We start from the raw sequence: 25,907 nt of genomic DNA, 5'->3' as shown, positions 1-25,907 counted from the left end.
CCCCTTTGTCAACATGGGGGAGCCTCGCTATGGACGAGCGATGCATATCCACCCGCTTATCTCCGACAGTGCCACGCTCGCCAATCTGTGCGCGCGCATGGCCGACGCCGACTATGTGTGCGTCGACACCGAATTCATGCGCGAGAGCACCTATTACCCGGAGCTTTGCCTGATCCAGATCGCCGACGACAAGGAAGCCGCGGCGATCGACCCGATGGCGCCGGGGATCGACCTGAAGCCGCTACTCGATCTGCTCGTCGAGAATCACGACGTGCTGAAGGTCGTCCATGCCGGCGGGCAGGATATCGAGATCGTCTATAACCTCACGGGCAAGACCCCCTTCCCGCTGTTCGACACGCAGGTCGCGGCGATGGCGCTCGGCCAGGGCGAACAGATCGGCTATTCAAACTTGGTCGACAGCTGGCTCGGCATCGCGGTCGACAAGGGCGCGCGGTTCACCGACTGGGCGCGGCGCCCGCTGGATGCGCGCCAGATCGAATATGCGATCGGCGACGTCACGCATCTGTCGAAGATCTTCCCCAAGATGCTCGAGCGGCTGCGCAAGACCGGGCGCGGCGTGTGGCTTGACCAGGAGATGGAGCGGCTCGGCGATATCGCCAATTACGCGAATGATCCCGACCTGGCCTGGAAGCGCGTTCGGATCTCTGGGCGCAAGCCCGACGTGCTCGGCCGGTTGAAGGCCTTGGCGCGGTGGCGTGAACTCGAGGCGCAGGCGAAGGATCTGCCGCGCGGGCGGATCGTCAAGGACGAGACGCTTGGTGACATGGCAGGGCACCCGCCGCGGAAACAGTCCGACCTTGCCCGCGTCCGGGGGCTTTCGGCCACCTGGGCTGGCAACGATATCGGGGCGCGACTGATGCTCGCGATCGAGCAGGCACAGCCGCTCGGCGACGATGAGCTGCCGCCCCGCGACGATCGCAAGCCGGGTCTTGGCAAGGAGGGCTCGCTGGTCGCGGATCTGCTCAAACTCCTTCTCAAAATCCGCTCGCGAGATATTGATGTAGCGTCGAAACTTCTTGCGAGGACCGACGAGCTCGAGGCGCTGGCCGCGGGCGTGCGGACGGGCTTGCCGATGCTGGAGGGGTGGCGGTTCGACCAGTTCGGCCGCGACGCGCTGGACCTGGTCGAGGGCCGGCTGGCCTTTGCGGTGATCAACGGAAAGTTGAAAATGACCCGTACGGAGGACGCGGCATGAAGCGGGCGCTGCTTGCAGTCGTGCTTGCTTCGGCCGGGTGCATGCCGGTCGAGATGCGCGATCGCGCACCCGATGTCGCGACGCCAGCCCCGCCCGGTGCAGCGTGCAATATTGAAGCTCTGGGCGATCTGGTCGGGAAGCGGGCAAGCGATGCGCGCGCGGATGTGATGCTGGCCCGATCGGGCGCGCGTACGCTGCGGTGGATCGCGCCGAACGACGCGGTGACAATGGACTTCCGGACCGATCGCCTGAATGTCTATGTCGACGGCGCGAGCAGGATCGAGCGTTTCACCTGCGCCTGACCCTGATTGCGCGTTCCTCTCCGGTCAGGCGATCGCGAGCACCGGCTTCCGGCCGATGGCCGCGGCTAGTGCCGCGTGCCGCCGCTCGACGGCTTCCCCGTAGAGTCCCCGATCTGCGGGTAGTAGCGTAAGCGTCAGCGATACGCCGTCATCGGCGATGCGCGTGCGTTTAAGCGGTCCTGCAAGCCCCCCGCTCATCCGCTGCCCGAGACGCATCGCAAGCCCCCAGGCCGTCGCGCTCTGGATCTCTGCGGGTGTCGCCAGGCGCTCCACGGGATCCGCGGCGGCCAGGTCACCGCCAAGGCTCGTATACAGGGCTTGGGCGAGCATACCGCGACCCGGTGCGTCGATCGCGACCCAATTGCCGTGCAACGCGACTTCGACCCCGCGCTCGGCGCGAAATTCCGGATTGGCGCGCCAACCCACATCGGCGAGGAGGCAGGCGGTGTGGCGCAAGCGCGCCACCGCAGGGGGTTCGGTAACGAACAACGGCGCGATCCAGCGATCGAGCAGATCGCCATGTTCGGGAAAGCGGCCGAGCAGTCGCCCCTCCTCGCGTGCGGCTTCGATCAGGGGGTCGAGTGCCCGCGCCGCCGGCTTAAGGTCGCCGTAGAGCAGCCCTTCGCGAAGGCCATAGGCGGAGACGATCGTCGTCTTGCTGCCGAGCTGGCGCATGAGAATGCCGAGCAACGCGGTGGCATCGCCGAGCGTCGCGATCCGCCCGGACGACAGTCCCGGAATGGCTTTCAGGCGCGGCTTGGACAATTGCGGGATGGTGCGGCTGAGGCGCGTGACGGTCGCTGCGGTCATAGGATATTGATGGATGATCGGCAGCGGATAGTCCGACAGCTCCATGTCGAGCCGCGCCAGCGCCCGCCATGACCCGCCGACAAGATACAACGGCAGGCCCTGCCCGCGTGCGGCCCAGCCGGCATCGCGCACGAGCCGCGCCACATAACGCTCGAGCACCTTGCCCCGCTTCGCCCGCATCGGTCCGATGCGCAGGACGCCAAGGGGGAACGAGACGCTGTCCTCGATCTTGCCACGGCGGACGCGTACGAGCTCGAGGCTGCCGCCGCCGAGATCGCCGACGATGCCATCCGCCTCAGGAATCGCAGACAGCACGCCATAGCCCGCAGCGCTCGCCTCCTGTCCGCCCGACAACGTCTCGACCTTGAGCCCCAACTCCTCTGCCGCGGCGATGAGGTCACCCCCGTTCCGGGCATCGCGAACTGCTGCCGTGGCAACCGTCCGCAGCGTCGAACACTCCATCTCACCCGCAACCGCGGCAAACCGCGCAAGCGCCACCTTAGCGGTCTTGAGTGCTGACTTTTCGATCGTGCCCGTCGCCGCCAATCCGCGGCCGAGGCCCGCCAGCACCTTCTCGTTGAACCGGATCGCCGGCAGTCTGGGCGGTCCCTGATAGACGACGAGCCGGATCGAGTTCGATCCGATGTCGATGATCCCGGTGCGCGGATGGTCGTCGACCTCAACCTTTGGCGTCGCGGTGCCGAACAGGAGGTTGGTAACGCTCATCGCTGTCGACGGAGCGAAAGCGTCGGCACGGTTGCGCTCGTGGCAAGCGATGCACCACGGCCGGAAAGAGACGGATTAGTCATGAAATACCGATGCAGGTTGAACGGACGATCGCCGGGATCGACACGCGAATAATCGCCGTCAGGTCCTAGCTCCCAGCTTTGTTCGTTGTCGATGAGATTGGCGACCATCACCTGGTCGAGGATCTGGTCGTGCACCGTCGGGTTGAGGATTGGCAGCATATATTCGACGCGCCGATCGAAATTACGCGGCATCCAGTCGGCGGACGAGATGAACAGCTTCGCACCGTCGTTCGGCAAAGCCTTCCCGTTTCCGAAAGCCCAGATACGGCTGTGTTCGAGGAACCGGCCGATCACCGATTTGACGCGGATCGTTTCGGACAGGCCGGGCACACCCGGTCGGAGACAGCAGATGCCGCGGATGATGAGGTCGATTTCGACCCCAGCCCCGCTTGCCTCGTACAGCTTCTCGATCACCGCAGGGTCGACCAGCGAGTTCATCTTCGCCCAGACCCCTGCCGGTCGCCCCGCGCGGGCATTGACGATCTCGACGTCGATCAGGGTCATCAGATTCTTCCGGAGGTCCCGCGGGCTCAGGCTGACACGGGCCATGTCCGTCGGTTCGACATAGCCGGTGATGTAGTTGAACATCTGCGCGGCATCGCGCCCGACCGCCGCGTCGGCGGTGAAGAAGCTGAGGTCAGTGTAGATCTTGGCCGTGACGGGGTGATAATTGCCGGTACCGAAATGGCAGTAGGTCCGGAACGCCTGCCCCTCTCGGCGGACGACCAGGGAGACCTTTGCATGGGTCTTCCAGTCGATGAACCCGTAGACGACCTGCACCCCTGCGCGTTCCAGCGCGGAGGCCCAGACCATGTTCTGCTCCTCGTCGAACCGTGCTTTGAGTTCGACCACCGCGGTGACAGACTTTCCGGCCTCGGCGGCCGTGATCAGCGCGTTGATGACGGCCGGCTGCTTGCCTGCGCGGTAGAGCGTCTGCTTGATGGCCACCACGTCGGGATCGTTCGCCGCCTGCTTCAGGAAAGCGAGCACCACCTCGAATGTCTCATAGGGGTGGTGAACGACGATGTCCTTGGCCTTGATCGCCGCGAAACAGTCGCCACCAAATTCACGGATACGTTCTGGAAAGCGTGGCGTGAACGGCGGGAACTTGAGATCTGGGCGATCCTCCTCGACCAGGCCGTCGAGATCGACGATGCCCAGCAGATTGCCGCTTTCGGTGATGATCGCCTCGGCCCCGCCGAGTTCATCCTTGAGTACCGCTGCCAGCACGTCCGGTATCCCGGTCTCCAGCTCGAGCCGGATCACCCGGCCCCGGCGCCGACGCTTGATCGCGTTGGCGAAGTAGCGGACAAGGTCCTCCGCCTCTTCCTCGATCTCCATGTCGCTGTCGCGCAGGACGCGGAAGCTCGCGGCGGCAAGAACGTCATAGCCCGGGAACAGCACGGGCGCGAACCGCTTGAGGAGTGTCTCGATCGCGACATAGCGCGCCGGCTCGCCGGGCAACCGCACGAAACGCGTCATGGTGTGCGGCAACATGACCAGTTCGCGGACCGGCTCGTTGTCCGACCGGCGGACGAGGTCGAAGATTACCGACAGGCCGCGGTTCGGAATGAACGGGAACGGATGGGCGGGGTCGAGCGCCTGCGGGGTCAGAATCGGAAAGATCTGCTCACGAAAATGCGTTTCGAGCCAGTCATCGGCTTCGCCCTCGACGGCATCGCGGCGCAGGACAAACAGCCCCGCTTCGTCGAGCAGCACACGAAGATCACCCCAGACCGCCTGCTGGCTCTCCATCAGCGCGTCCGCTTCGCGGATGATCGCGGTCAGCTGCTGCCCGGCGGTCAAGCCGTCGGCCGAGCGACGATCGACGTCCTGCGTCTGCTGACCCTTCAGTCCGGCGACACGGACCATGAAGAACTCGTCGAGATTGGATCCCGAAATCGAGAGAAACCTAAGCCGTTCGAGCAACGGATGCGCCGGATTGCACGCCTCTTCGATCACGCGCCGATTGAACGCGAGCCAGGAAAGCTCACGGTTGAAAAATCGGTCGTTCGGCTGAGCGCCGATGGGATCGTCGTCGTCTTCCGCTTGGCGGACGATATGCGCTGGACGGTTCATCGGTCCTCTAGGGGCTTAAGGTGACGTGAAAAGCGGCAGATCAAGGGCAAGTTGCGGCCGTAGGATCAGGCCAGCCTCGGTCAGGGTGGTTCGTGCAAGATTAATGGACAAGCGCTTGCGGCGTTCCATCGTTTCCTGATCCAGCGCATCGACGGTTCGCGTGACGGTAATATGACTACGCTCGATTCGCGACGCGAGCCAGTCGATGAGATCGGGCCGTGCATCGACGTTGCGGCGCTCGAACAGATGCGCAAGCAACAGGCGCATGAGCTCGTCGTCGGGTGCACCGATCGCCGCGATCGGGCTCGCAGCAAGGCGCGATCGCAGGTCAGGAAGCTTGACCTTCCATTCGGGCGGTGCCGCGTCAGCGACAATGAGCAACGGTTTTTGCTCTTCCTGGGCCTGGTTCCAGGCGTGGAATAGCTGTGCCTCGGGTACGCGTTCTGCGTCGTCGATGATCGTCCCGCCACTCTTGGCCGCGAAGATCCGTGCGAGCAGGCTGCGGCCAGACTTTCGCGGACCGGTCAGGATGGCGGTCATCACCGGCCAGGTCGCCCAATGCTCCAGCGTCTGCGCCGCACGGACATTTGAAGGAGTTACGAGGAAGGCGTCGTCACGGGGATCCGCCGGCCAACCGAGCGGCAGCGCAATTTGAGTCATTCGATCCGCGCTCACCCTGTCGTCGCATTGTCCGCAGGCAAGTCCGGCGGAAGAAGTTGTGCGGTGCGGCGGATCCGAATGGTCTGGCCCGAACCGAACACCTGATAGCCGCGCGCTTCGAGCGCCGCCTTGAGCGCTGCCGGATCGCCATCATAGGCAACACGCATCAGCGACACGCCGCCGAGTGCGAGGCTGGTCGTCGCGGCCGACCGGACGCCGGGAATCGCCCGCAGCGCCGCCTCCGTCGAGGTAACGGCCGCCGCTGCGGGCGTATCGAACTGAACGGTGATCGAGAGGCCGGTGCCCCCCGTCAGGACGGCCGTATTGGCGTCGGCCGTTTCATCGCCCGGGACGGTCTCAGTCGCAATGGGATCGGGCGCAGGCGGCGGCGAAAGGCTGTAGTCGACCCGCAGCGTGCCGTTCCGCCGCGCCTGCTGGTACAGGTCATCGATCCGCTTGACGCCGGTGTCCATGAGCTGCGGCAGCCCGTCCGGGGTCCCGACCCGCAGCGTGAAACGGCCGATCAGCGCGTTGTCGGGGCCATGACGTGCTTCGAACACCCCGATCACCGGGCCACCTGGCCATTGGCGATATAGCGTGACGACCGGAACGAGAATGTCGCTGGCGCCATATTGATCGATGATCGTCCGCCACCAGCCGCGGCCGGGCCGCTGCGTCTGGCCGACGTTCAACAGTAGCGGGTCGGGGCCCGACCCCGACGGGCGGACATAGTCGATGCTGCTGTTACCCGTCCGATAGCGTGCCCAGGCCTGCTGCCATTCCGTCCGCTGCTCGAAGACCTGCCCGACACCGCCCGACCATTGGACCGGTATGACGAGCATCGGTTGCGACCGATCCGAATAGGTCGAGATGCCCAGGAGCGATCCCGCCCGGCTACGATCGAACAGCACACCGAGCTTGGCGACGTAACGCTGCGGCCCGATCTGTTCGTTCTCGACGACGATACCCGAGACCAGCGAATCGAGCGTGCCGTCGGACACCAGCGCTCCGCCGCCGCCTAGCCGATTCGACAATTGCACCCAGGCCTTGCGCTGCGCCAGTCGCCAGCCGCCATAGCGGGCAGCGTCGGCGGACGGGCCCGCGACGTCGACGATGACGCCGCTGACCTCGTACGCACTTCCGCTATCGACGGGCGCTGCGCCGCGGCTGCCGCCCTCGATCTGTGCGAGCACGGCCCCGCCGCCAAGCAGCAGCGCGGCGCCGGCAAGCGCGGTGGGAAGGGCACGGATACGCATCACGCGGGCCTTTTGGCGAAGCAGACGTGGAAATCCAAGCGCGATGTGGCTAGCAGCACCGATCATGACCGATACGCCAGACTCCGCCACGCCCTATACCTACGCTCAAGCGGGGGTCTCGATCGCCGCCGGCAACGCGCTGGTGCGCGCGATTGCACCGCTTGCCCGCTCGACGCGACGCCCCGGCGCCGATGCCGATCTCGGCGGCTTTGGTGGCCTGTTCGACCTGAAGGCGGCGGGCTTCGTCGACCCTTTGCTGGTCGCGGCGAACGATGGCGTGGGCACCAAGTTGAAGCTGGCGATCGAATGGAACCGACATGATGGCGTCGGCATCGATCTCGTCGCGATGTGCGTCAACGACCTGATCGTCCAGGGCGCCGAGCCGCTGTTTTTCCTCGATTATTATGCCAGCGGCAAACTCGACGCTGAAGTTGCAGAGCGCGTCGTCGCGTCGATCGCCGAGGGTTGCAAGACGGCCGGCTGTGCGCTGATCGGCGGCGAAACCGCGGAGATGCCGGGCATGTACGCGGACGGCGACTATGATCTCGCCGGCTTTTGCGTCGGCGCGGTCGAGCGGACCAACATGCTGACCGGCCGCGATATCGCGGCAGGCGACGTCATGCTCGGGCTGGCGTCGTCGGGAGTGCATTCGAACGGCTTCTCGCTCGTCCGCCGGCTCGCGAGCGACCGCGGGTGGAAACTCGACCGGCCGGCGCTGTTCGATCAGGACAAGCTGCTGATCGACCATCTGATGGCGCCGACTCGGATATACGTCGCCGGCCTGCTGCCGCTTCTGCGTGAGCGCCGCATCAAGGGCCTCGCGCATATCACGGGCGGTGGATTGCTCGAAAACATTCCACGGGTTCTGCCGCAAGGTGTTCACGCAATCGTCGATGCGGATGCCTGGAATCAGTCCCGGCTCATGGCGTTCCTTCAGGCGCAGGGTGCTATCGAACCGGAGGAGATGGCACGGACCTTCAATTGCGGCGTCGGCATGGTTGCGATCGTCGACGCTAACGATGTGACGATGATCACCGCTGCGCTGGAAGCCGCGGGCGAGACGGTATTCCCGATCGGGCGGATCGAGGCGGGGACACATGGCTGCACCGTGCGCGGTTTGGCGGGCACGTGGAGCGCGCGCGCCGACTGGACCGCGACTCATGGCTGACAGAATGCGCGTCGGTGTGCTCGTATCGGGGCGCGGATCGAACATGATCGCGCTAATTGAGGCGTCGCGCGCTGCGAACTGCCCTTATGAGGTGGTGCTCGTCGCGTCCGACAAGCCGGAGGCGGCCGGCATCGCATGGGCAAAGGCCGAGGGGATAGCGACGTTTGCGCTGTCTCCCCGCGGGCTGGGCAAACCGGCTTATGAGGCGGCGATCGATCGGGCGCTCCGGGACGCCGCGGTCGAGGTCATCGCGCTGGCCGGCTATATGCGGCTGCTCTCCGACGGATTCGTCGCCGCATGGCGCGATCGGATCGTCAATATCCATCCCTCGTTGCTCCCCAAATACAAGGGGCTCGATACGCATGCGAGAGCGATCGCGGCGGGCGATGCCACGGGAGGATGCTCGGTCCATCTGGTTACCGAGGAACTCGATGGCGGCGTCGTGCTGGGTCAGGCCGAAGTCCCGATTCTGCCAGGCGACGACGCCGGTGCGCTGGCAGATCGCGTGCTGGCCGCGGAACATGCGCTATACCCCAAGACGCTTGCCGAGTTCGTGAAACGATGAACGCCCTGCCGAAAACAGACATCTGATGAGCCGCGAAACACCGACCGAACGGCGTGAAGCCGCCGAAACGCGCCGCCGCTGGGTAACGCTGGCAGAGGTCCTCGCGGTCGCCGGTGTGCTCATCGCGGCACTCACGCTCTGGAGCAACTGGTCCGAACGCAACGCGGACAAGGCCGAGAAGGCGAGCGCGCGTGCCAGCGAACAGCGCGAAAGCCGACGCTTCGAAATTCGTGCCGTCGCGGCGGAGGATGGCGATTCGCTGATGTTGCTGCGCGACGACAAGCACGACATCCAGACGGCGACGATCGCGTTCCCCTCGGCGCTGAGCGTCGAGCGCAAGGATGCCCTGACGGATCAGATCCAGCGTGACTGGTTCAAAAAGGCCTTGCTGAAAGCCACCGATGGGGGCGAGGACGATCAGACCGGGCGGCTGCCGGTCCTCATTGCGGTCACCTATACCGATGGCGACGTCTCGGGCTCGGCAAGCGGGATCTACGACGTGATCTGGCGTACGGAAGCCGGCATGTTCTCGTTTGGCCGGTCACTGAAACTGGAAGGCCTGAAGCTCAGGCAACGTGGTGGCGATCAGGCAAAGCTGGACGCGTTATGGACACGCCAACAACGCTAGCGAGCCACGCTGCCCCTGAGACCGTCAAATTTCGCGGGCGTAGACCGGATCGGTGTACGGTGTCGTCCCGATCCTGAAGGGCCGAGTGCCGATCACGGAGAAATGCTGGCGTTCGTAAAATGCGCGGGCGCGGGCGTTCAAGCCCCACACACCCAATAACACACGGGCGTAATCGCGCTCGGCCGCGTCAGCGAGCGCCCGGTCCATCAACGCGGCGCCGAGACCAGATCCCTGCGCCTGTTTCATGAGGTAGATGCGCCGCAGTTCGATGTCACGAGGGCCGGTTTCGATCGGAAATGCCGGCGTCGTGAGCACGGAATAGCCGATCGGCGCATGACCCGGCTCATATTCCGCAAGCGTCACGATCGTTGCCGGATCGTCGAGCCATGCCTCGAAGACCGCGACGCTGTTGTTCCGCGTACAGTGATCGACGATGTCGACCCCCGCAAAGGCTGTTGCGTAGGCGTCAAGAAACGAGGCGGCTCCGACGAGCGAGAGGGCGGGCGCATCGCCCACCGTCGCGCGTCGTAGCCGCCAGAGCATCAGCCGACGATTTCTTCGGGCTTGAAGAAATAGGCGATCTCGATCTCGGCATTCTCGTCCGAATCCGAACCGTGAACGCTATTGGCTTCGATCGACTCGGCGAGTTCCTTGCGGATCGTGCCGGGCTCGGCGTTCGCCGGGTTGGTCGCACCCATGATGTCGCGGTTGCGCTGCATCGCGTTCTCGCCTTCGAGAACCTGGACGACGACGGGGCCCGAGATCATGAACGAGACGAGTTCACCAAAGAAGGGGCGCTCCTTGTGCACCGCGTAGAAGCCTTCGGCCTGCTCGCGGGTCATCTGGATGCGCTTCGACGCGACGACGCGCAGGCCGGCTTCCTCGAGCATCTTGGTGACCGCACCGGTCAGGTTGCGGCGGGTGGCATCGGGCTTGATGATCGAAAAGGTACGGTTCGCGGCCATGATGGTCACGGGCTCCTGTGTTGACGGAAATAGGATGCGCGGCGCTTAGGCGCGGATCGGCCCCAAAGCAACGCCTATGCCGTCCAATTTCAGGCAGCCTGCTCCCAGCGGCCGGCATCGTTCTGTCTCCAGTACCGACGCTCGACACCATCTCGATCGCCCAGCGTCTTCCATGCCAGCCGCGCCTCGCGAATCGCCTCTTCATCGAACACATGGAATACCCGCTCGAAATCGAGCGCCGCGTCCCGCCAGCGACCATCGACGATCGCAATGTTGCGCGCGGCGTTGGCCGTCGTCACGTCGCTGGCAATCAGAACGGGCTGTGCCGCGTCGTTACCTGCGCCGATATGTGCATGCGGCAGGAAGCTCTGCGGCGCATAGGACCAGAGGAGCCGATCGAGCGCGACACGCTGCGCCTCGGGTTCGGCGACTATCAACAGGCGACCGCCGGTCTGCACGACGCGCTCGGCGATCCGCGGCAGGACACGGTCGAGCGGGCTGGTCAGGTGGTAGAAATCGACCTGCATTTTGTTGCTCCCCCAAACCCAGACTGCCGCCCCAGGCCGCCCCGTCATCCTGACCTCTGCCAGGATGACGGTATGTCGACCATTCAGCCTTCGAAATTGTCGGCAACGAAACGGTCGAGCAGGCGCACGCCATAACCGGTCGCGCCCTTGTCGTGGTGGGTTCCCGGCTTGTCCGACCAGACCATGCCCGCGATGTCGAGGTGCGCCCATTTCACGCCTTCGTCGACGAAGCGTTTGATGAACTGCGCCGCAGTGATCGACCCTGCGCCGCGCGGGCCGACATTCTTCATGTCCGCGATCGGCGAGTCTATCAGCTTGTCGTAGGCCGGCGACAGCGGGAAGCGCCACAGTGTGTCGCCACTGGCCGTCCCAGCCGCAAGCAACTGGTCCGCCAGCGCGTCGTCATTGGCGAAGATGCCGCCATTCTCGGTGCCAAGCGCGACAATCATCGCACCCGTCAGCGTCGCGAGATCGACGATCGTCGCAGGCTGATGCGTCTTCTGCACCCAGGTCACGCAGTCGCAAAGCACCAGCCGTCCTTCGGCATCGGTGTTCAGGACTTCGATCGTCTGGCCCGACATCGACGTGATGACGTCACTAGGCCGCAGCGCCGCGCCATCGGGCATGTTCTCGACCAGCCCCATCACGCCGACCACATTGGCCTTGGCCTTGCGCGCCGCCAGCGCCTTCATCGCGCCAGCGACCGCTCCTGCCCCGCCCATGTCCCACTTCATGTCTTCCATGCCAGCGCCAGGCTTGATGGAGATACCACCCGAGTCGAACGTCACGCCCTTGCCGACAAGGGCAAGCGTCGGGACGTCGGAAGCGGCTCCGTTCCACTTCAGCGCCAGCAGGCGGGCCTCGCGGCGCGAGCCCTGGCTGACGCTCAGCAGCGAACCCATGCCAAGTTCCGCCATCTGCGCTTCGTCGAGGACGGTGATTTCGAGCCCCAGCCCTTCGACGTCCTTCGTCACCTTCTCGACGAAGCTCTCGGGGTAGACAACGTTCGGCGGCGACGTGACGAGCCACCGCGTCAGATCCATGCCGCCACTTACCGCGGACTGGTCGGTCCATGCCGCGTCGGTGCCTTCGGGTGCACCGGCGATCGTGAATGTCGTCAAGCTCGGCTTCGACGTCTCGGCAAGCTTCGTGCGATACGCATCGTAACGCCATGCCCGCTGCAGGCCCGCTGCGGCGAACCGGGCGGCGGCCGCAGCACTCGGGGGCGTCCCGGCGGCACCCAGGTCGATCGTCACCGAGGTGGCGCCCGACGTCAGCAGGCGCGCGGTGACCGCACCGCCCGCTTTCCCCCAATCCGCATCGCTGCCCGCACCGACGCCAACGAACAGGAGCTGGCGTACCGTGTCCGCGACCGGAACGAAGACCTCGATGATCGCCCCCGCTTCGCCGGTGAAGCGGGCAGCGGCCGCGGCCTGCGTCGCTACCGCCTCGACGCCATTCCCGATCGCGGTCCATCGCGTCGTGGACAATGCGTCCTTGGCAACAGGCACGGCGAGAATGGCCGCATCGGGCTTGGCGACGGGAGTGAAATCGATCTGCATGGGGACCTCGAAAAACATTGAATAGACTGGGCTAGATGCCCCTAAGCTGATGCTGCGTAAGCGGCAAAGCAAGGTCGCGGCTGATCAAGCCTGTGGATAGCGGTGATCCGACGCACGGCGATTGCAGCAACGCGCGGACGATGCGATAGGCGGCGCGGTATGGCGGCGACCGGCCGCAGTTCCAAAAGGGGTTGGTTCGGATCGTGTTGCGTATCGACCTTATGGCGGGTTGCGCCCTGTCGCTCGCCTTGCTCGCATCGGGACTGCTTCCGGCGTCCGCGCGTGCGCAGGATCTCCAGGCGCGTCCGGCAGCGCCGCCCCTTCCGGAAACGCCGACATCGTCGACCCCAACGGATCCGGATCAGGTGCAATTCAGCGCCAGTGGTCTCGAATATGACACCGACGCCGACATCGTCACGGCAACTGGCGAAGTCCGCATGTTCCGCCAGGGCGATCGGCTGCGCGCCGACAAGGTGGTGTGGAACCGCAAGACGGGCAAGGTTCTTGCGACGGGCAATATCGCGGTCACCAACCCCCAGGGCGACATTGCCTATGGCGACTCGATCGAATTGACCGACTCGCTGAAAGACGGCGTGGTCGACAACATGCTGGTCGTGCTCGAACAGGGCGGCAGGCTGGCCGCCAAGCAGGGGACGCGCGAGGCTGATGGCACGGTCGAACTGCGCAGTGCCGCATATACGCCCTGCGCCGTCGTGAACACGGCCGGGTGCCCCAAGGAGCCGACCTGGAAGATCACCGCAGTCAGCGTCACCTATCGGCCCGACCGCAAGCGGATCTATTATGCCGGCGCGCGCCTGCACCTGTTCGGACTTCCCAGCCTGCCGCTACCCAAATTCTCGAATCCCGTCGGCGGGGGCAGCGACAGCGGGCTGCTATCGCCCAATGGCGGCTATAGCCGGGTCAACGGTTTCGAAGTCAGCATTCCCTATTATGTGAAGCTCGCGCCCAACCAGGGCCTAGTTGTCACGCCGCACCTCTACACCAGCGTCCTGCCGATGCTCCAGGCTGACTATTCCGCGCTGAGCACCAGGGGCGCGTTCAGCCTGCGCGCCTATGCGACTGAAAGCCGCCGAAGCGACGATCTGACCACGGCAAATCCGGCGGACACCAGCATGGCGTTCCGCGGCTATCTCGACGGCATGGCGCGCTATCAGCTGACGCCCAACTGGAGTATCAGCGGCTCGCTCCGCCTGACGACCGACCGGACGTTCCTGCGGCGCTACGACATTTCGCGCGACGACCGGTTGCGCAGCACGGCCAGCCTCGAGCGGATCGACGACAGCAGCTATTTCGCGCTGACCGGCTGGTACGTCCAGACGCTGCGCGTCAATGACAGCCAGGGTCAGCAGCCGATCGCGCTTCCCGAGATCGACTATCGCAAGCGCTTCGACGATGGACTGGTCGGGGGCCGCGTCCAGCTCCAGCTCAACACGCTCGCGCTGACACGCACCGACGGACAGGACACGCAGCGCGCGTTCGCCAGCGCGCAATGGGATCTTCGGCGCCTGACGAACTGGGGTCAGGAAGTTACCTTCACGGCATTCGCCCGCGCCGACGCCTATAACACGAACAACACCGACGCGACCTCGATCGTCAGTTATCGCGGACTCGAAGGATTTCACAAGCGGGCGATCGGCGCAGCGGCCGTCGACGTGAAATGGCCTTTCATCGGCACGTTCCTCGGCGGCACGCAGCGGTTCACGCCGCGTGTCCAGCTCGTAGCCGCACCGAGCATTGCCAACACGCGCATCCCCAACGAGGATTCGCGGGCCGTCGACCTCGACGATACCAACCTGTTCGCACTGAACCGCTTTGCTGGGTATGACCGGTTCGAGGATTCCTCGCGCGCCACCTATGGCGGCGAGTGGGCACTCGACCTTCCGGGGATCGCCTTCACGACGAATATCGGACAGAGCTATCGCCTGGGTACGCGGCCGACGATCCTGCCCGACGGTACGGGGCTCAGCGACCGGTTCTCCGATATTGTCGGTCGCAGTGAGTTACGGTTCCGCGACTTTGTTTCGGTGGTGCACCGCTACCGGCTCGACAAAGACAGCCTGGCAATCCGCCGCAACGAGATCGACGCCACGATCGGATCGCGCGCGACTTACGTGCTCGTCGGCTATCTGAAGCTCAACCGCAATATCGACGCCGCGATCGAGGATTTGCGCGACCGCGAGGAGATCCGCGTCGCCGGCCGTGTCCAGTTTGCCCGGTTCTGGTCGGCCTTCGGATCGGGGGTCGTCGATTTGACGAACAAGTCGGAAGATCCGCTGTCGGTCAGCGACGGTTTCAGCCCGATCCGCCACCGTGTCGGCGTGCAGTATGAAGACGATTGCCTGCGGCTTGGCGCGACGTGGCGGCGGACGTACAACGATACCGGTGATGCGCGGAAGGGGAACAGTTTCCTGCTGACGCTGGCCTTCACCAATCTTGGCCGCTAAGCCCGCATTCAGCTAAGCCAGGGTAGGCCGCGCGGCACGTGCGATGATACGCGATGATGGGATACCGACACCTTGAAGCATGATGTTCGACTGACGGCGCGTGGTGGCCGCGTAATCGGCGCTGTGGTCCTTGCCGCACTGACCGCAAGCGCCATTGCCCAGACCGCGCCAACGCCTGCGCCCGCGCCCGCTGGAGGATCCGGCCAGACCGTGTCCGATCAGAGCGTGCCCGACAATACCGGGCTTAACCTGCCGACGAACCTTCAGATCTTCGGCAAGGTCGATCCGAACGTCCGCAAGCCGACGGCGATCGTCAACGATTCCGTGATCACCGGCACCGACGTCGATCAGCGCGTCGCCTTGATCGCGATGGCCAATGAGGGCGCCAAGCTCTCCCCCGAAGACCGCGATCGGTTGAAGCTCCAGGTCCTGCGGCAGCTGATCGACGAGACGCTGCAGATCCAGGAGGCAAAGACCGCCGACATCACGATCACGCCCGCCGAACTGACGCAGAGCTATGACGCGGTATCGAAGCGGTTCAACCGGACCCCTGCCACCATGGCGGCCTATCTGCGGCAGACCGGCTCGTCGGATCGCTCGCTCAAGCGTCAGATCGAAGGCGAACTGGCCTGGCAGCGCTATCTGCGGCGCCGTGTCGAGCCCTTCGTCAACGTCGGCGACGAGGAGGTCAAAGGCATCATCGACCGTCTCGAGGCGGCCAAGGGTACGGACGAGTTTAACCTGAAGGAAATCTACCTCGCCGGGAATGCGACGAACGGGCAACAGGTCTATGCCAATGCCCGCCAGCTGATCCAGGAGATCCAGAAGGGCACGCAGCCGTTCGAGTCGTATGCGCGGCAATTCTCCGAGGCGTCGACCCGCGCGGTCGGCGGCGACCTTGGCTGGGTTCGCGCATCGACGCTGCCGCCGGAGCTCGCCCAGGCGACGCAGTCGATGCAGGTCGGCCAGGTGGCCGGTCCGATCGAGGTGTCGGGCGGCTATTCCATCCTGTACCTGACCGACAAGCGCCAGGTGCTGACCGCCGACCCACGCGACGCGCGGCTCAGCCTGAAGCAGCTGACGTTGCGCTTCCCGCCCAATACCTCGCAGGCGCAGGCAGCAGCCCGTGCCGAGGCGTTCGCGAGGGCGACGAAAGATCTGCGCGGGTGTGGCACCGTCGAAAAGGTCGCCGCGGGCATCGGCGCGGATGTTGTCGACAATGATACGGTCCGGATCCGCGATCTTCCGCCGCAGCTTCAGGAAGTGATGCTCAAGCTACAGGTCGGCGAATCGAGCCCGCCATTCGGGTCCGCTGAACAGGGCGTACGTGCCCTCGTCCTGTGCGGACGCGACGATCCGCAGTCAGGCAATCTGCCAAGTTCGGAACAGATCCAGGGACAGCTCGAGCAGCAGCGCGTCAATCTGCGCGCCCAGCAGAAGCTGCGCGATCTGCGTCGTGACGCCGTCGTCGAATATCGCTGATCCTGACATGCCGCAGTCGCGCCCCCTCGCCGTCTCGATGGGCGACCCTGCGGGAATCGGACCTGAAATCATCGCCAAGGCTTGGGCCGCGCGTGTTGCGCACGACCTGCCTCCTTTCGTTGCGATCGGCGACATCCGGGCGATCGAGCGGGTCTGGTCCGGGCCTGTGGTCCGGATCTCGGATCCTGCCGAAGCGGCCACGGTATTCGGCGGTGCGTTGCCAGTCCTGAGCGTCGAAGACGCGGGCGAGATCGTGCCCGGGAATCCGGACGTCGAGGGCGCCCGTTGCGCCTTGCACGCGCTCGAGCTCGCCGTGGGCCTGGTCAAGACCGGAGCAGCGCGCGCGCTGGTCACGGGCCCGGTATCGAAGGCAAAGCTCTATGCGATTGGCTTCAGCCATCCCGGGCAGACGGAGTTCGTCGCTGAACGGTTCGGCGTCGCGGGCGAGAATGCCGTGATGATGCTTGCCGGCCCGTCGCTCCGTGTCGTGCCGATCACGACGCATGTGCCGCTCGGCGACGTCGCGTCCCTGCTGTCGGTCGATCTGATCGTCGCAAAGGGGCGGGCGACGGCGCGCGGGTTGACGCGGAATTTCGGGATCGCGGCCCCGAGGCTCGCCTTTGCCGGGTTCAATCCGCACGCGGGTGAACAGGGCGCGCTCGGTCGTGAGGAGATTGATATCATCGCCCCGGCAATCGATCTGCTTCGCGCGGAGGGCATCGACGCGACCGGGCCTTTTGCGGCAGATACTTTGTTCCACCCGCGCGCGCGGGCGACCTATGACGCGGCACTCTGCTGCTATCACGACCAGGCGCTCGTGCCGCTCAAGACCATCCACTTCGACGAAGGCGTCAACATCACGCTCGGGCTGCCTATCGTGCGCACCTCACCTGACCACGGCACGGCATTCTCGATCGCCGGTAAGGACCTTGCCGAACCGGGTGCCATGATCGCGGCGATCGCGATGGCCGGTCAGGCATCCGATCGGCGTGCTGCGCAAAGCGCCGAAAGTCGATGATCGCCCCGGCAACGGTCCTCCCCCCGCTGCGCGAGGTGATCGCGCGGCACGGCCTTAACGCCAGCAAGGCGCTGGGGCAGAATTTCCTGTTCGACGGGCAACTGCTGTCGCGCATCGCCGCTGTGCCGGGTGACCTGCACGACGCTGAAGTCCTCGAGGTCGGCCCAGGTCCCGGTGGACTGACCCGCGCCCTGCTTGCGGCGGGTGCGCGCGTGACGGCGATCGAGCGGGATCACCGCTGTATCCCGGCGCTGGCCGAACTGGGCGAGGCGTTCCCGGGGCAGTTGACGGTCATCGAGGGCGATGCGCTGGTGATCGACGCACCGGCGTTGTTCAAGACAAAGCCACACATCGTCTCCAACCTGCCCTATAATGTCGGTACCGCCTTGCTGGTCGGCTGGCTGTCGGCGGACTGGGTGCCATGGTGGCAGTCGCTGACGCTGATGTTTCAGAAGGAGGTCGCTGAACGGATTGTCGCGACCACCAATAGCGACCATTACGGACGTCTGGCGGTGCTGGCACAATGGCGAAGCGCGTCGCGGATCGCGATGCCGGTCCACAGGTCGGCCTTCACGCCGCCACCCAAGGTCATGTCCGCGGTCGTCCACATCACGCCACAGGCTGCGCCCGAGGGTGTCGACTTCGCCCTGCTCGAACGGCTGACCGGCGCCGCTTTTGGACAACGCCGCAAGATGCTCCGCCAGAGCCTGAAGTCGGTGCCTGGCGCTCTCGATGCGCTGGAGCGGATCGGGATCGATGGGACGCGACGCGCGGAGACCTTGTCGGTGCTGGATTTTGTGGCACTGGCGCGCGCCGCGAAGACACGGCCGCTCACCGTCAGCGGCTGAGGTCGTCCCGCTCAGTCCTTGGCGGGGGTCGTGGGCTTTACGACCTGCGCGGTCGTGATCGGCGGCCCCTTGGCGATGATCGCGGCAAGCTGCACGGCTTCAGGGCACTGACCCTTGCAGATGGTGCGGATCTTGGCAAGGTTGTCGCGGGCCCGGACGACCGCGCCCTTCATCACCAATGCACTACCCTGCCCCTGCAACGCGGTGACGTCGTTGGGTTCGAGCAACAGAGCCTCGCGGTAAAGGCGGATCGCCTTGCCCGGCAGTTCGCGTGCCTCTGCGACTTTGCCCAGTTCGACGAACGCCGCGCGATTGCGCGGATCGACCGCAACCGCGGTTTCGAGCATGTCGGTCGCACCGTCGAGATTGCCGGCCGCCTTGAGGCTTCGCCCCTGCGCTAGCAACTGCAACGACCGCGCATCAATCTGCGTATCGGGCCGTTGGCCGCTCAGTGACGTCGATACGGACACGACCGTCAGCGCGGCGGCAACGGCAACGGTCGAAAAACGCATGATGGTCTCCAGGCGGGGCACAGCGGGTTTGGCTAGCATGGGCTGATAAGGCGCGCGACAAAAAATCCGTCGGTGCCGTCGCGGCCGGGCTCGAGGCGAACCCCGTGGCCGTGGACAGCGCCTGCGGGCAACGACAGCGGCGCGGTCGTCCAGCCGGGATGCGCGCCCAGGAACCACGTAACCTGGTCCGTGCCTTCCGCATCGAGCAACGAACAGACGATATACACCAACGTACCGCCCGGCCTGACCAGCGTTGCCGCGACCGACAGCACCTGCTGTTGAGTCGACTGCAATCTGGACACGCGGTCGGGCGTCAGGCGCCAGCGCGCCTCGGGATTGCGTCGCCACGTGCCTGTTCCCGAACAAGGCGCATCGACGAGCACGCCGTCCGCGCGGCCTGCCCATTCGCTCAACGCCTCGATCTCACGGGTCGGGTTGAGCAACTGCGTCTCGATGATCGCGGCGCCCGCGCGGGTCGCGCGCGGCGCCAGCCGTGACAGCCGGTTACGATCGGTGTCGCAGGCAAGGAGGGTACCCGTGTTCGCCATCATTGCGGCGAGCGCGAGCGTCTTGCCGCCCGCGCCTGCGCAGAGGTCGACGATCCTTTGGCCGGGCTTGGCCTGCATCGCGAGCCCGACGATCTGGCTGCCCTCGTCCTGGACTTCCAGCGCACCCTCGTTGAACAGCGGCAATGCCTCGACATTGGTGCCGGTTGGTAGCCGGATTCCGTCGGGAGCGTGCGGTGTCGCCTCAGCCTCGGGCAATGCGGCGAGCACGGCGGGACGATCCGCGACGAGCGTGTTGACGCGCAGGTCGAGCGTCGCACGCCCGGCAAGATCGGTGAGCGCCGCGCCATCGAGCCCCGATGCCCGCAACGCCTTGGTCAGCCATTGCGGCGCGACGCCCGCACGGGCACGCGGCTCGTCCTTGCCGATCGGTGCTGGTGCATGGGTCGAGCCGTCGAAGGTCGCGGCCAGCGCGGGATCAGCATCGGCCACCAGCAGCATCGCGGCACGACCGTTCTCGGGTCGATCCCCTGCCTTGCGGATCGCCGCATAGACGAGCTCACGCACGGCGCGACGGTCCTTCGACCCAGCGTAACGACGCGTGGCGAAGTAGCGGGCGATGAGCGTGTCCGCTGCCGCGCCACTCTCGCGGGCAGCGGCGATGATCTGGTCGAGCAGCTCGATCGCGGCCTGCGTCCGCGCCGACGGGGTCAAGGCCGACCTCCCGGGATTGCGCAATATCGGGCAGTGATTTGGTAGGGGATCATCATCATCCCCTGCCCCTACCCCCTCCCGGACGCAGAAGGGAATGATTTCAGGTATCCACTCGCCACATTCCCGGCCAGCGGGCCCTCCCGATCCCGTTGCGGCATCAGGAGACGTCGATGCTAGCGCGTCGGGTAGTTCGGGGCTTCGCGCGTGATCGTGACGTCATGGACATGGCTCTCCATCAGGCCGGCACCGGTGATCTGCACGAATTCCGCACGTGCCTGCAGATCCGGGATGGTTGCCGACCCTGTATAGCCCATAGCCGCCTTGATCCCGCCGACGAGCTGGTGGACGACGTCGCGTGCCGGGCCCTTATACGCAACCTGCCCCTCGATGCCCTCGGGAACCAACTTCAGCTGGTCCTTGATATCGCCCTGGAAGTAGCGATCCGCAGACCCGCGGCCCATCGCACCGACCGAACCCATGCCACGATAGGATTTATACGCACGTCCCTGGTAGAGGAAGGTTTCGCCCGGCGCCTCGTCCGTCCCGGCGAGCAGTGACCCGATCATCACGGTCGATGCGCCTGCAGCCAGCGCCTTGGCCATGTCGCCCGACGTGCGGATACCGCCATCCGCGATCACCGGTACGCCGGCCTTGTGACCGGCCTCAGCGCAATCCATCACGGCCGTCAACTGCGGCACACCGACGCCGGCGACCACCCGCGTGGTGCAGATCGACCCCGGACCGATGCCAACCTTGATGCCGTCCGCGCCCGCGTCGATCAGCGCGCGGGTGGCGTCGCCCGTCGCGACGTTGCCGGCAACGACCTGGACCGAGTTGGACAGTTTCTTGACCCGCTCCACCGCACGCCCCACGTCGCGGTTATGCCCATGTGCCGTATCGATGACGATCAGGTCGCATCCGGCGTCGACCAGTTGTTCCGTGCGATCGAAGCCCTTGTCGCCGACGGTCGTCGCCGCTGCGACACGTAGGCGGCCCGCTTCGTCCTTGGTCGCATCGGGGAACATGACGGCCTTTTCGATATCCTTGACCGTGATGAGACCGACGCAACGATACTCGGCATCGACGACCAGCAGCTTTTCGATGCGGCGCTGGTGCAGCAGCCGGCGCGCTTCCTCCTTGCCGACCTCGGTCGATACAGTCGCAAGATTCTCGTGCGTCATAAGCTCGCTGACCGGCTGCTGCGGGTTACCGGCGAAGCGAACGTCGCGATTGGTCAGGATTCCGACCAGCTTGCCATCCGACTCGACGACCGGAATGCCGCTGATCCGGTGGCCAGCCATCAACGCCTGTGCCTCGCCCAGAGTGGCAGTCGGCTTGATCGTGATCGGGTTGACCACCATCCCCGATTCGAACCGCTTGACCTGACGGACCGCGACAACCTGTTCTTCGATCGTCAGGTTACGGTGCAGCACGCCGATACCGCCGAGTTGGGCCATGACGATCGCCATGTCCGCTTCGGTCACGGTGTCCATCGCGGAGGACAGGATAGGAATATTGAGGGCTATCCCCCGCGTAACCTGGGTCCGCGTGTCCGCCTGGCTTGGCAGCACGTCCGATTCCCCCGGATACAGAAGGACGTCGTCGAAAGTGAGGCCGAGACGGATATCCATGAAAGCTGCCGATCCTGGGTGTGGGGTGGCGCGCCATGTAACCAAAGCGGGCGCGTACGGCTAGGCCCCTCTGCGCACACCGTGCTATAGCCGGGCAGTACACGCATGGGGGATATTCCGATGGGGTTGATTGTCGCCGGGCTCGCAGTGGCGCTGGTACTGTTCTATTTGATGACCAGTATCAAGATCGTACGTCAGGGCTATCAGTACACCATCGAACACTTCGGCAGGTTCACGACAGTCGCGCGGCCCGGCTTCAATTTCTATCCGGCGTTTTTCTACCGCGTAGGGCGGAAGGTGAACATGATGGAGCAGGTGATCGATATTCCTGGGCAGGAGATCATCACCAAGGACAATGCGATGATATCGACCGACGGGGTCGTGTTCTTCCAGGTGCTGGATTCGGCCAAGGCCGCCTATGAGGTGTCGGACCTGTATCAGGCGCTGCTGCAGCTCACGACGACAAATCTTCGCACAGTGATGGGCTCGATGGATCTCGACGAGACGTTGAGCAAGCGCGACGAGATCAATGCGCGATTGTTGAGCGTCGTCGACCACGCAACGACGCCGTGGGGCGTCAAGATCACCCGGGTGGAGATCAAGGACATTCGTCCGCCCGCCGACATCGTCAACGCCATGGGCCGCCAGATGAAGGCCGAGCGCGAGAAGCGCGCAAACATTCTGGACGCGGAAGGCTCACGCGCCTCGGAAATCCTCCGGGCAGAGGGCCAGAAGCAGGCACGGATTCTCGAGTCGGAGGGCCGCAAGGAATCGGCCTTTCGTGATGCCGAGGCCCGCGAGCGCGCGGCCGTTGCCGAAGCGTCGGCCACCCGGGCCGTGTCACAGGCGATCGAAGAGGGCGGTGCCCAGGCGATTAACTATTTCATTGCGCAGAAATATGTCGAAGCAATCGGTAAATTCGCCACCTCGCCCAATGCGAAGACGATCCTGTTTCCGGTCGAGGCAACTCAGTTGATGGGAACACTGGGTGGCATTGGCGAGATTGCGAAGGATGCCCTGCGCGACACAGTGCAGTCGACCACCCCGCCAGCGAAGCCCGCACACACGGGACCATTTGAACTGTCGAACGGCAACGAGGTGCCAAAAAGCTGATGTTTGGGATCGGACCGGCCGTTGCATGGCTGATCACTGCGCTGATGTTGGGAATCGCGGAACTGGCTGTTCCGGGAATCTTCCTGGTCTTCTTGGCGATCGCCGCGGCTTTCACCGGGGTGATGGCGTTCGCGCTGCCGGACCTGCCGATCTCCGTACAGCTCGGCGCCTTTGCGGTCTGGAGCGTGGTCACGGTCACGATCGGCAAACGATGGTATCGTGACTATCCGGTCGAAGGCGGGGATCCGCTGCTGAACGACCGCGCGGCGCGATTGATCGGCCAGATCGTGATCGTCGAGACCGCCGTCGTCGACGGCCATGGCCGCGTTCTCGTCGGTGACGGCAGCTGGCCCGCACGCGGGCCCGACGCCGCGGTCGGCACGCGGGTCAGGATCGTCGCGGTGATGGACGGCGCGGTGGCTGTGGAACCTCAATAGACGATTGTCGCAACGTCTCGGATGGTCCGTTCAATTTCGATGGCCGGACCGGGAATGGCTAAACGCGGAATCCCGGTCCGGCACGCGCAGTTCTATCAGGCTGTGCGCGTGGTCACGAGGGTTCGGTAACCTTCGGCGCCGCCTGCATCACGCTGGCATCGACATGCTCCGAGAACTGCGCGAAATTCTCGACAAACAGATCGACCAGCTTCGCCGCTGTCGCGTCATAGGCATCGGTATCTGCCCATGTCGTCCGCGGATCAAGGATGGCGTTGTCGACGCCCTGCACGCTCACCGGAACCTGAAACCCGAAGTTCGGGTCCGTACGGAATTCGGCAGTCTTCAGACTTCCGTCCAGCGCAGCGTTGAGCAGCGCACGCGTCGCCTTGATCGGCATGCGGCTGCCGACACCATATTTGCCCCCGGTCCAACCCGTATTCACCAGCCAGCAGTCGACCCCGCCGCGGGCGATCCGCGCTTTCAGGAGATTACCATAAACTGAGGGATGCCGCGGCATGAACGGAGCGCCGAAACAGGTCGAGAACGTCGCATCGGGCTCGGTCACGCCGATTTCAGTGCCGGCGACGCGGGCCGTATAGCCTGACAGAAAGTGGTACATCGCCTGATCCGGCGTCAGTTTGGCAATCGGCGGGAACACACTATAGGCATCGGCGGTCAACATCACGATGTTCCGCGGAACCGGACCCATATTGTCCGCCGAGCTGTTGGGAATGAAGTCGATCGGATAGGCGCCCCGGCTATTTTCCGCGAGCGTGTGATCGTCAAGATCAAGCAGGCGCGTGGTGGGATCCATCACGACATTCTCGAGAACCGTTCCGAACCGCTTCGTCGTCGCGAAGATCTCGGGCTCGGCATCGGCCGACAAACGGATCATCTTGGCGTAGCAGCCACCTTCGAAGTTGAAGACGGCGGTATCGGACCAGCCATGCTCATCGTCGCCGATCAGCGTTCGGCTGGCATCGGCACTCAAGGTCGTCTTGCCGGTGCCAGAAAGCCCGAAGAACACCGCGGTATCGCCGTTTGCGCCCATGTTTGCCGAACAATGCATCGGCATCACCCCGGCCGGCGGCAGGAGGTAGTTGAGCAGGCCGAAGACCGATTTTTTCATCTCCCCGGCATATTTCGTACCCCCGATAAGGATGAGCCGATCGGTGAAATTGACCGCGATGACGGTTTCGCTGCGGCAACCATGCCGCGCGGGATCGGCCTGGAAGCTGGGCAGATCGATGATCGTATAGTCGGCTTGAAAGCCTTTCAGCGCTGACGCTTCCGGACGGACAAGCATCGTCCGGATGAAGAGATTGTGCCAGGCGAGTTCCGTGACGACGCGAACATTCACCCGGTGATCGGGTTGCGATCCGCCATATAGGTCCTGAACGAACAGCGTATTCTTCTGCGCCAGCGCGGCGTAGAAATCTGCCTTCAGTGCGGCAAAGTGCGCCGGAGCCATCGGCTTGTTGCTCTTGCCCCACCAGACGGTCGCGTCGGTTTCCGCGTCGCGGACGATGAACTTGTCCTGAGCCGAACGTCCGGTATGGGCGCCCGTTTCGACGACCAGGGGCCCGTCGGCGGACAGACGCCCCTCACCCCGGTCGAGCGCGGCTTCGACCAGCTGCGCGGTCACCAGATTCCAGTGCACCTCCGCATGTGTTTCAATTCCCTGCGCATCGAGCCCTGAGGCAGGGGTTCGCAAATCAGACACGGCATCTCTCCATAAGACACTTGCGCATACGTATGTATGTCGTTGAGGCTCGATCTAGGCGGGCCTGTGATCCGGGTCAATTCGACCGGAGGGCGTGCAACTCACGCCGCTGTCTGGTGTACCCCGGTTGAGTACGCTAGCACTTTGCCCTACGCAGCCCGAGATTTATTCCGGCGGGCGCCAAGAAGATGACAGCCAGACCATGACGGCAACGATCGCGCTCGTCGATGACGACCGAAACATCCTGACGTCGGTGTCGATCGCCCTTCAGACCGAGGGGTTTGTCACGCGGGTCTATTCGGATGGCGAGACCGCGCTGAAGGCCTTGACGGACAATCCCCCCGATCTGGCGATCTTCGACATCAAGATGCCCCGTATGGATGGTCTGGAACTGTTGCGGCGGCTGCGCGAAAAGAGCCAGATACCTGTCATCTTCCTGACCAGCAAGGATGACGAACTCGACGAGGCGCTTGGCCTTGCGATGGGGGCGGACGATTATATCGCGAAGCCGTTCTCGCAGCGATTGCTGATTGCGCGGGTCCGGGCGATCCTGCGCCGCGCGGAGTTGACCCGGTCGCCTGGCACGGAGACGGAGGCCGAGGCGGCCGGGCCGCTTGACCGGGGGCGGCTCAGCATGGACCCGGCGCGCCACCGGACCCTGTGGGCTGGCGAACCCGTGACACTGACGGTGACGGAATTCATGATTCTCGAAACGCTCGCGCAGCGGCCGGGTATCGTCAAGACGCGCAACCAGTTGATGGACGCCGCCTATCAGGACGACATCTATGTCGACGACCGGACGATCGACAGCCACATAAAGCGGCTGCGTCGCAAGTTCCGACAGGTCGATCCAGATTTCGACGCGATCGAAACACTGTATGGGGCAGGCTATCGGTTCTCCGAGGATTAAC

At 64.7% G+C, this 25,907-nt stretch carries 24 protein-coding genes; 12 read left to right on the top strand and 12 right to left on the bottom strand.

Going from position 1 to position 25,907, the window contains the following annotated elements; all coding sequences use genetic code 11:
* Window positions 1-40: 40 nt before the first annotated feature.
* Together rnd and IFS44_RS00865 are read left to right on the top strand one after the other, a co-directional pair.
* Window positions 41-1,216: a ribonuclease D gene (gene rnd / locus IFS44_RS00870; protein ID WP_031393380.1), complete on the top strand. Its 1,176-nt coding sequence runs from the start codon at window positions 41-43 to the stop codon at window positions 1,214-1,216.
* On the top strand, window positions 1,213-1,518 hold the full coding sequence (locus IFS44_RS00865; RefSeq protein ID WP_244649792.1) for an I78 family peptidase inhibitor: 306 nt from the start codon (window positions 1,213-1,215) through the stop codon (window positions 1,516-1,518). The genes rnd and IFS44_RS00865 overlap by 4 nt, the downstream gene beginning before the upstream one ends.
* A gap of 24 nt (window positions 1,519-1,542) precedes the next feature.
* Here IFS44_RS00865 and IFS44_RS00860 read toward each other — a convergent pair whose 3' ends face one another.
* The 4 genes from IFS44_RS00860 to IFS44_RS00845 are packed head-to-tail and all read right to left on the bottom strand — an operon-like array spanning window position 1,543 to window position 7,132.
* Window positions 1,543-3,054 carry a Ppx/GppA family phosphatase gene (locus tag IFS44_RS00860; RefSeq protein WP_192097123.1) on the bottom strand — a complete coding sequence of 504 codons (1,512 nt, stop codon included), beginning with the start codon at window positions 3,052-3,054 and terminating at the stop codon, window positions 1,543-1,545.
* A complete protein-coding gene (locus IFS44_RS00855) occupies window positions 3,051-5,216 on the bottom strand; it encodes an RNA degradosome polyphosphate kinase (RefSeq protein WP_192097122.1) in 2,166 nt (721 codons plus the stop codon). Before IFS44_RS00855 ends, IFS44_RS00860 begins: the two co-directional genes overlap by 4 nt.
* A gap of 15 nt (window positions 5,217-5,231) precedes the next feature.
* A complete protein-coding gene (locus tag IFS44_RS00850; protein WP_031439007.1) occupies window positions 5,232-5,876 on the bottom strand; it encodes a DnaA ATPase domain-containing protein in 645 nt (214 codons plus the stop codon).
* 11 nt (window positions 5,877-5,887) lie between these two features.
* Window positions 5,888-7,132 carry a heavy-metal-associated domain-containing protein gene (locus IFS44_RS00845; RefSeq protein ID WP_192097121.1) on the bottom strand — a complete coding sequence of 415 codons (1,245 nt, stop codon included), beginning with the start codon at window positions 7,130-7,132 and terminating at the stop codon, window positions 5,888-5,890.
* 64 nt (window positions 7,133-7,196) lie between these two features.
* On the opposite strand from IFS44_RS00845, the gene purM reads away from it, so the two are divergent.
* From purM to IFS44_RS00830, 3 genes are read left to right on the top strand one after another with little or no spacing between them, the layout of a single operon-like run.
* Complete coding sequence (purM, locus tag IFS44_RS00840) at window positions 7,197-8,300, top strand: phosphoribosylformylglycinamidine cyclo-ligase (protein WP_192097120.1); 1,104 nt, start codon at window positions 7,197-7,199, stop codon at window positions 8,298-8,300.
* Complete coding sequence (gene purN / locus IFS44_RS00835) at window positions 8,293-8,865, top strand: phosphoribosylglycinamide formyltransferase (RefSeq protein ID WP_192097119.1); 573 nt, start codon at window positions 8,293-8,295, stop codon at window positions 8,863-8,865. The genes purM and purN overlap by 8 nt, the downstream gene beginning before the upstream one ends.
* Before the next feature lie 25 nt (window positions 8,866-8,890).
* Window positions 8,891-9,493 carry a hypothetical protein gene (locus tag IFS44_RS00830; protein ID WP_056676728.1) on the top strand — a complete coding sequence of 201 codons (603 nt, stop codon included), beginning with the start codon at window positions 8,891-8,893 and terminating at the stop codon, window positions 9,491-9,493.
* 24 nt (window positions 9,494-9,517) lie between these two features.
* Here IFS44_RS00830 and IFS44_RS00825 read toward each other — a convergent pair whose 3' ends face one another.
* The 4 genes from IFS44_RS00825 to IFS44_RS00810 form a co-directional block, all read right to left on the bottom strand.
* A complete protein-coding gene (locus IFS44_RS00825) occupies window positions 9,518-10,036 on the bottom strand; it encodes a GNAT family N-acetyltransferase (RefSeq protein ID WP_192097118.1) in 519 nt (172 codons plus the stop codon).
* A complete protein-coding gene (ndk, locus tag IFS44_RS00820) occupies window positions 10,036-10,458 on the bottom strand; it encodes a nucleoside-diphosphate kinase (protein ID WP_031393391.1) in 423 nt (140 codons plus the stop codon). The genes IFS44_RS00825 and ndk overlap by 1 nt, the downstream gene beginning before the upstream one ends.
* 89 nt (window positions 10,459-10,547) lie before the next feature.
* Window positions 10,548-10,985: a DNA polymerase III subunit chi gene (locus IFS44_RS00815; RefSeq protein ID WP_192097117.1), complete on the bottom strand. Its 438-nt coding sequence runs from the start codon at window positions 10,983-10,985 to the stop codon at window positions 10,548-10,550.
* Between the two features lie 83 nt (window positions 10,986-11,068).
* Entirely contained in the window at window positions 11,069-12,547 is a 1,479-nt protein-coding gene (locus IFS44_RS00810) for a leucyl aminopeptidase (RefSeq protein WP_192097116.1), read from the bottom strand.
* A 221-nt stretch (window positions 12,548-12,768) separates the two neighbouring features.
* Here IFS44_RS00810 and IFS44_RS00805 point away from each other — a divergent pair, with 221 nt between their 5' ends.
* The 4 genes from IFS44_RS00805 (at window position 12,769) to rsmA (ending at window position 18,360) form a co-directional block, all read left to right on the top strand.
* Window positions 12,769-15,012 carry an LPS-assembly protein LptD gene (locus IFS44_RS00805; protein ID WP_192097488.1) on the top strand — a complete coding sequence of 748 codons (2,244 nt, stop codon included), beginning with the start codon at window positions 12,769-12,771 and terminating at the stop codon, window positions 15,010-15,012.
* Between the two features lie 138 nt (window positions 15,013-15,150).
* Complete coding sequence (locus tag IFS44_RS00800; protein WP_373929164.1) at window positions 15,151-16,494, top strand: peptidylprolyl isomerase; 1,344 nt, start codon at window positions 15,151-15,153, stop codon at window positions 16,492-16,494.
* Window positions 16,495-16,501: 7 nt separating this feature from the next.
* Window positions 16,502-17,512 carry a 4-hydroxythreonine-4-phosphate dehydrogenase PdxA gene (gene pdxA, locus IFS44_RS00795; RefSeq protein ID WP_192097115.1) on the top strand — a complete coding sequence of 337 codons (1,011 nt, stop codon included), beginning with the start codon at window positions 16,502-16,504 and terminating at the stop codon, window positions 17,510-17,512.
* Window positions 17,509-18,360 (top strand): 16S rRNA (adenine(1518)-N(6)/adenine(1519)-N(6))-dimethyltransferase RsmA, encoded by an 852-nt coding sequence (rsmA, locus tag IFS44_RS00790; protein ID WP_056676736.1) that lies wholly within the window; start codon window positions 17,509-17,511, stop codon window positions 18,358-18,360. The genes pdxA and rsmA overlap by 4 nt, the downstream gene beginning before the upstream one ends.
* Window positions 18,361-18,371: 11 nt before the next feature.
* On the opposite strand, the gene IFS44_RS00785 is transcribed toward rsmA, so the two are convergent.
* From IFS44_RS00785 to guaB, 3 genes are all read right to left on the bottom strand, one after another.
* Window positions 18,372-18,872: a tetratricopeptide repeat protein gene (locus IFS44_RS00785; RefSeq protein ID WP_192097114.1), complete on the bottom strand. Its 501-nt coding sequence runs from the start codon at window positions 18,870-18,872 to the stop codon at window positions 18,372-18,374.
* Between the two features lie 32 nt (window positions 18,873-18,904).
* Window positions 18,905-20,092 (bottom strand): RsmB/NOP family class I SAM-dependent RNA methyltransferase, encoded by a 1,188-nt coding sequence (locus IFS44_RS00780; protein ID WP_192097113.1) that lies wholly within the window; start codon window positions 20,090-20,092, stop codon window positions 18,905-18,907.
* A gap of 173 nt (window positions 20,093-20,265) precedes the next feature.
* Entirely contained in the window at window positions 20,266-21,723 is a 1,458-nt protein-coding gene (guaB, locus tag IFS44_RS00775) for an IMP dehydrogenase (protein ID WP_031393400.1), read from the bottom strand.
* A gap of 120 nt (window positions 21,724-21,843) precedes the next feature.
* On the opposite strand from guaB, the gene IFS44_RS00770 reads away from it, so the two are divergent.
* Together IFS44_RS00770 and IFS44_RS00765 are read left to right on the top strand one after the other, a co-directional pair.
* Complete coding sequence (locus tag IFS44_RS00770; protein ID WP_192097112.1) at window positions 21,844-22,836, top strand: SPFH domain-containing protein; 993 nt, start codon at window positions 21,844-21,846, stop codon at window positions 22,834-22,836.
* Window positions 22,836-23,273, top strand: coding sequence for an NfeD family protein (locus IFS44_RS00765; protein ID WP_192097111.1), 438 nt, complete (start codon window positions 22,836-22,838; stop codon window positions 23,271-23,273). Before IFS44_RS00770 ends, IFS44_RS00765 begins: the two co-directional genes overlap by 1 nt.
* Window positions 23,274-23,385: 112 nt before the next feature.
* Here IFS44_RS00765 and IFS44_RS00760 read toward each other — a convergent pair whose 3' ends face one another.
* Window positions 23,386-24,996: a phosphoenolpyruvate carboxykinase gene (locus IFS44_RS00760; RefSeq protein WP_192097110.1), complete on the bottom strand. Its 1,611-nt coding sequence runs from the start codon at window positions 24,994-24,996 to the stop codon at window positions 23,386-23,388.
* 202 nt (window positions 24,997-25,198) lie between these two features.
* Between IFS44_RS00760 and IFS44_RS00755 the strand changes: the two genes are divergently transcribed.
* Window positions 25,199-25,906, top strand: a complete 708-nt coding sequence (locus IFS44_RS00755) for a response regulator transcription factor (protein ID WP_031393404.1) — start codon at window positions 25,199-25,201, stop codon at window positions 25,904-25,906.
* Window position 25,907 lies beyond the last annotated feature (1 nt).

The organism is Sphingomonas sp. CFBP 13706 (assembly GCF_014842355.1).
Lineage (GTDB): Bacteria > Pseudomonadota > Alphaproteobacteria > Sphingomonadales > Sphingomonadaceae > Sphingomonas > Sphingomonas aerolata.
This window is presented reverse-complemented; position numbering and strand designations above follow the sequence as displayed.

Excerpts from the sequence above, each read along its gene's own strand:
- rnd (WP_031393380.1), top strand. The coding sequence starts at position 41 with ATGCATATCCACCCGCTTATCTCCGACAGTGCCACGCTCGCCAATCTG.
- IFS44_RS00865 (WP_244649792.1), top strand. The coding sequence starts at position 1,213 with ATGAAGCGGGCGCTGCTTGCAGTCGTGCTTGCTTCGGCCGGGTGCATG.
- IFS44_RS00860 (WP_192097123.1), bottom strand. The coding sequence starts at position 3,054 with ATGAGCGTTACCAACCTCCTGTTCGGCACCGCGACGCCAAAGGTTGAG.
- IFS44_RS00855 (WP_192097122.1), bottom strand. The coding sequence starts at position 5,216 with ATGAACCGTCCAGCGCATATCGTCCGCCAAGCGGAAGACGACGACGAT.
- IFS44_RS00850 (WP_031439007.1), bottom strand. The coding sequence starts at position 5,876 with ATGACTCAAATTGCGCTGCCGCTCGGTTGGCCGGCGGATCCCCGTGAC.
- IFS44_RS00845 (WP_192097121.1), bottom strand. The coding sequence starts at position 7,132 with ATGCGTATCCGTGCCCTTCCCACCGCGCTTGCCGGCGCCGCGCTGCTG.
- purM (WP_192097120.1), top strand. The coding sequence starts at position 7,197 with ATGACCGATACGCCAGACTCCGCCACGCCCTATACCTACGCTCAAGCG.
- purN (WP_192097119.1), top strand. The coding sequence starts at position 8,293 with ATGGCTGACAGAATGCGCGTCGGTGTGCTCGTATCGGGGCGCGGATCG.
- IFS44_RS00830 (WP_056676728.1), top strand. The coding sequence starts at position 8,891 with ATGAGCCGCGAAACACCGACCGAACGGCGTGAAGCCGCCGAAACGCGC.
- IFS44_RS00825 (WP_192097118.1), bottom strand. The coding sequence starts at position 10,036 with ATGCTCTGGCGGCTACGACGCGCGACGGTGGGCGATGCGCCCGCCCTC.
- ndk (WP_031393391.1), bottom strand. The coding sequence starts at position 10,458 with ATGGCCGCGAACCGTACCTTTTCGATCATCAAGCCCGATGCCACCCGC.
- IFS44_RS00815 (WP_192097117.1), bottom strand. The coding sequence starts at position 10,985 with ATGCAGGTCGATTTCTACCACCTGACCAGCCCGCTCGACCGTGTCCTG.
- IFS44_RS00810 (WP_192097116.1), bottom strand. The coding sequence starts at position 12,547 with ATGCAGATCGATTTCACTCCCGTCGCCAAGCCCGATGCGGCCATTCTC.
- IFS44_RS00805 (WP_192097488.1), top strand. The coding sequence starts at position 12,769 with ATGGCGGGTTGCGCCCTGTCGCTCGCCTTGCTCGCATCGGGACTGCTT.
- pdxA (WP_192097115.1), top strand. The coding sequence starts at position 16,502 with ATGCCGCAGTCGCGCCCCCTCGCCGTCTCGATGGGCGACCCTGCGGGA.
- rsmA (WP_056676736.1), top strand. The coding sequence starts at position 17,509 with ATGATCGCCCCGGCAACGGTCCTCCCCCCGCTGCGCGAGGTGATCGCG.
- IFS44_RS00785 (WP_192097114.1), bottom strand. The coding sequence starts at position 18,872 with ATGCGTTTTTCGACCGTTGCCGTTGCCGCCGCGCTGACGGTCGTGTCC.
- guaB (WP_031393400.1), bottom strand. The coding sequence starts at position 21,723 with ATGGATATCCGTCTCGGCCTCACTTTCGACGACGTCCTTCTGTATCCG.
- IFS44_RS00770 (WP_192097112.1), top strand. The coding sequence starts at position 21,844 with ATGGGGTTGATTGTCGCCGGGCTCGCAGTGGCGCTGGTACTGTTCTAT.
- IFS44_RS00765 (WP_192097111.1), top strand. The coding sequence starts at position 22,836 with ATGTTTGGGATCGGACCGGCCGTTGCATGGCTGATCACTGCGCTGATG.
- IFS44_RS00755 (WP_031393404.1), top strand. The coding sequence starts at position 25,199 with ATGACGGCAACGATCGCGCTCGTCGATGACGACCGAAACATCCTGACG.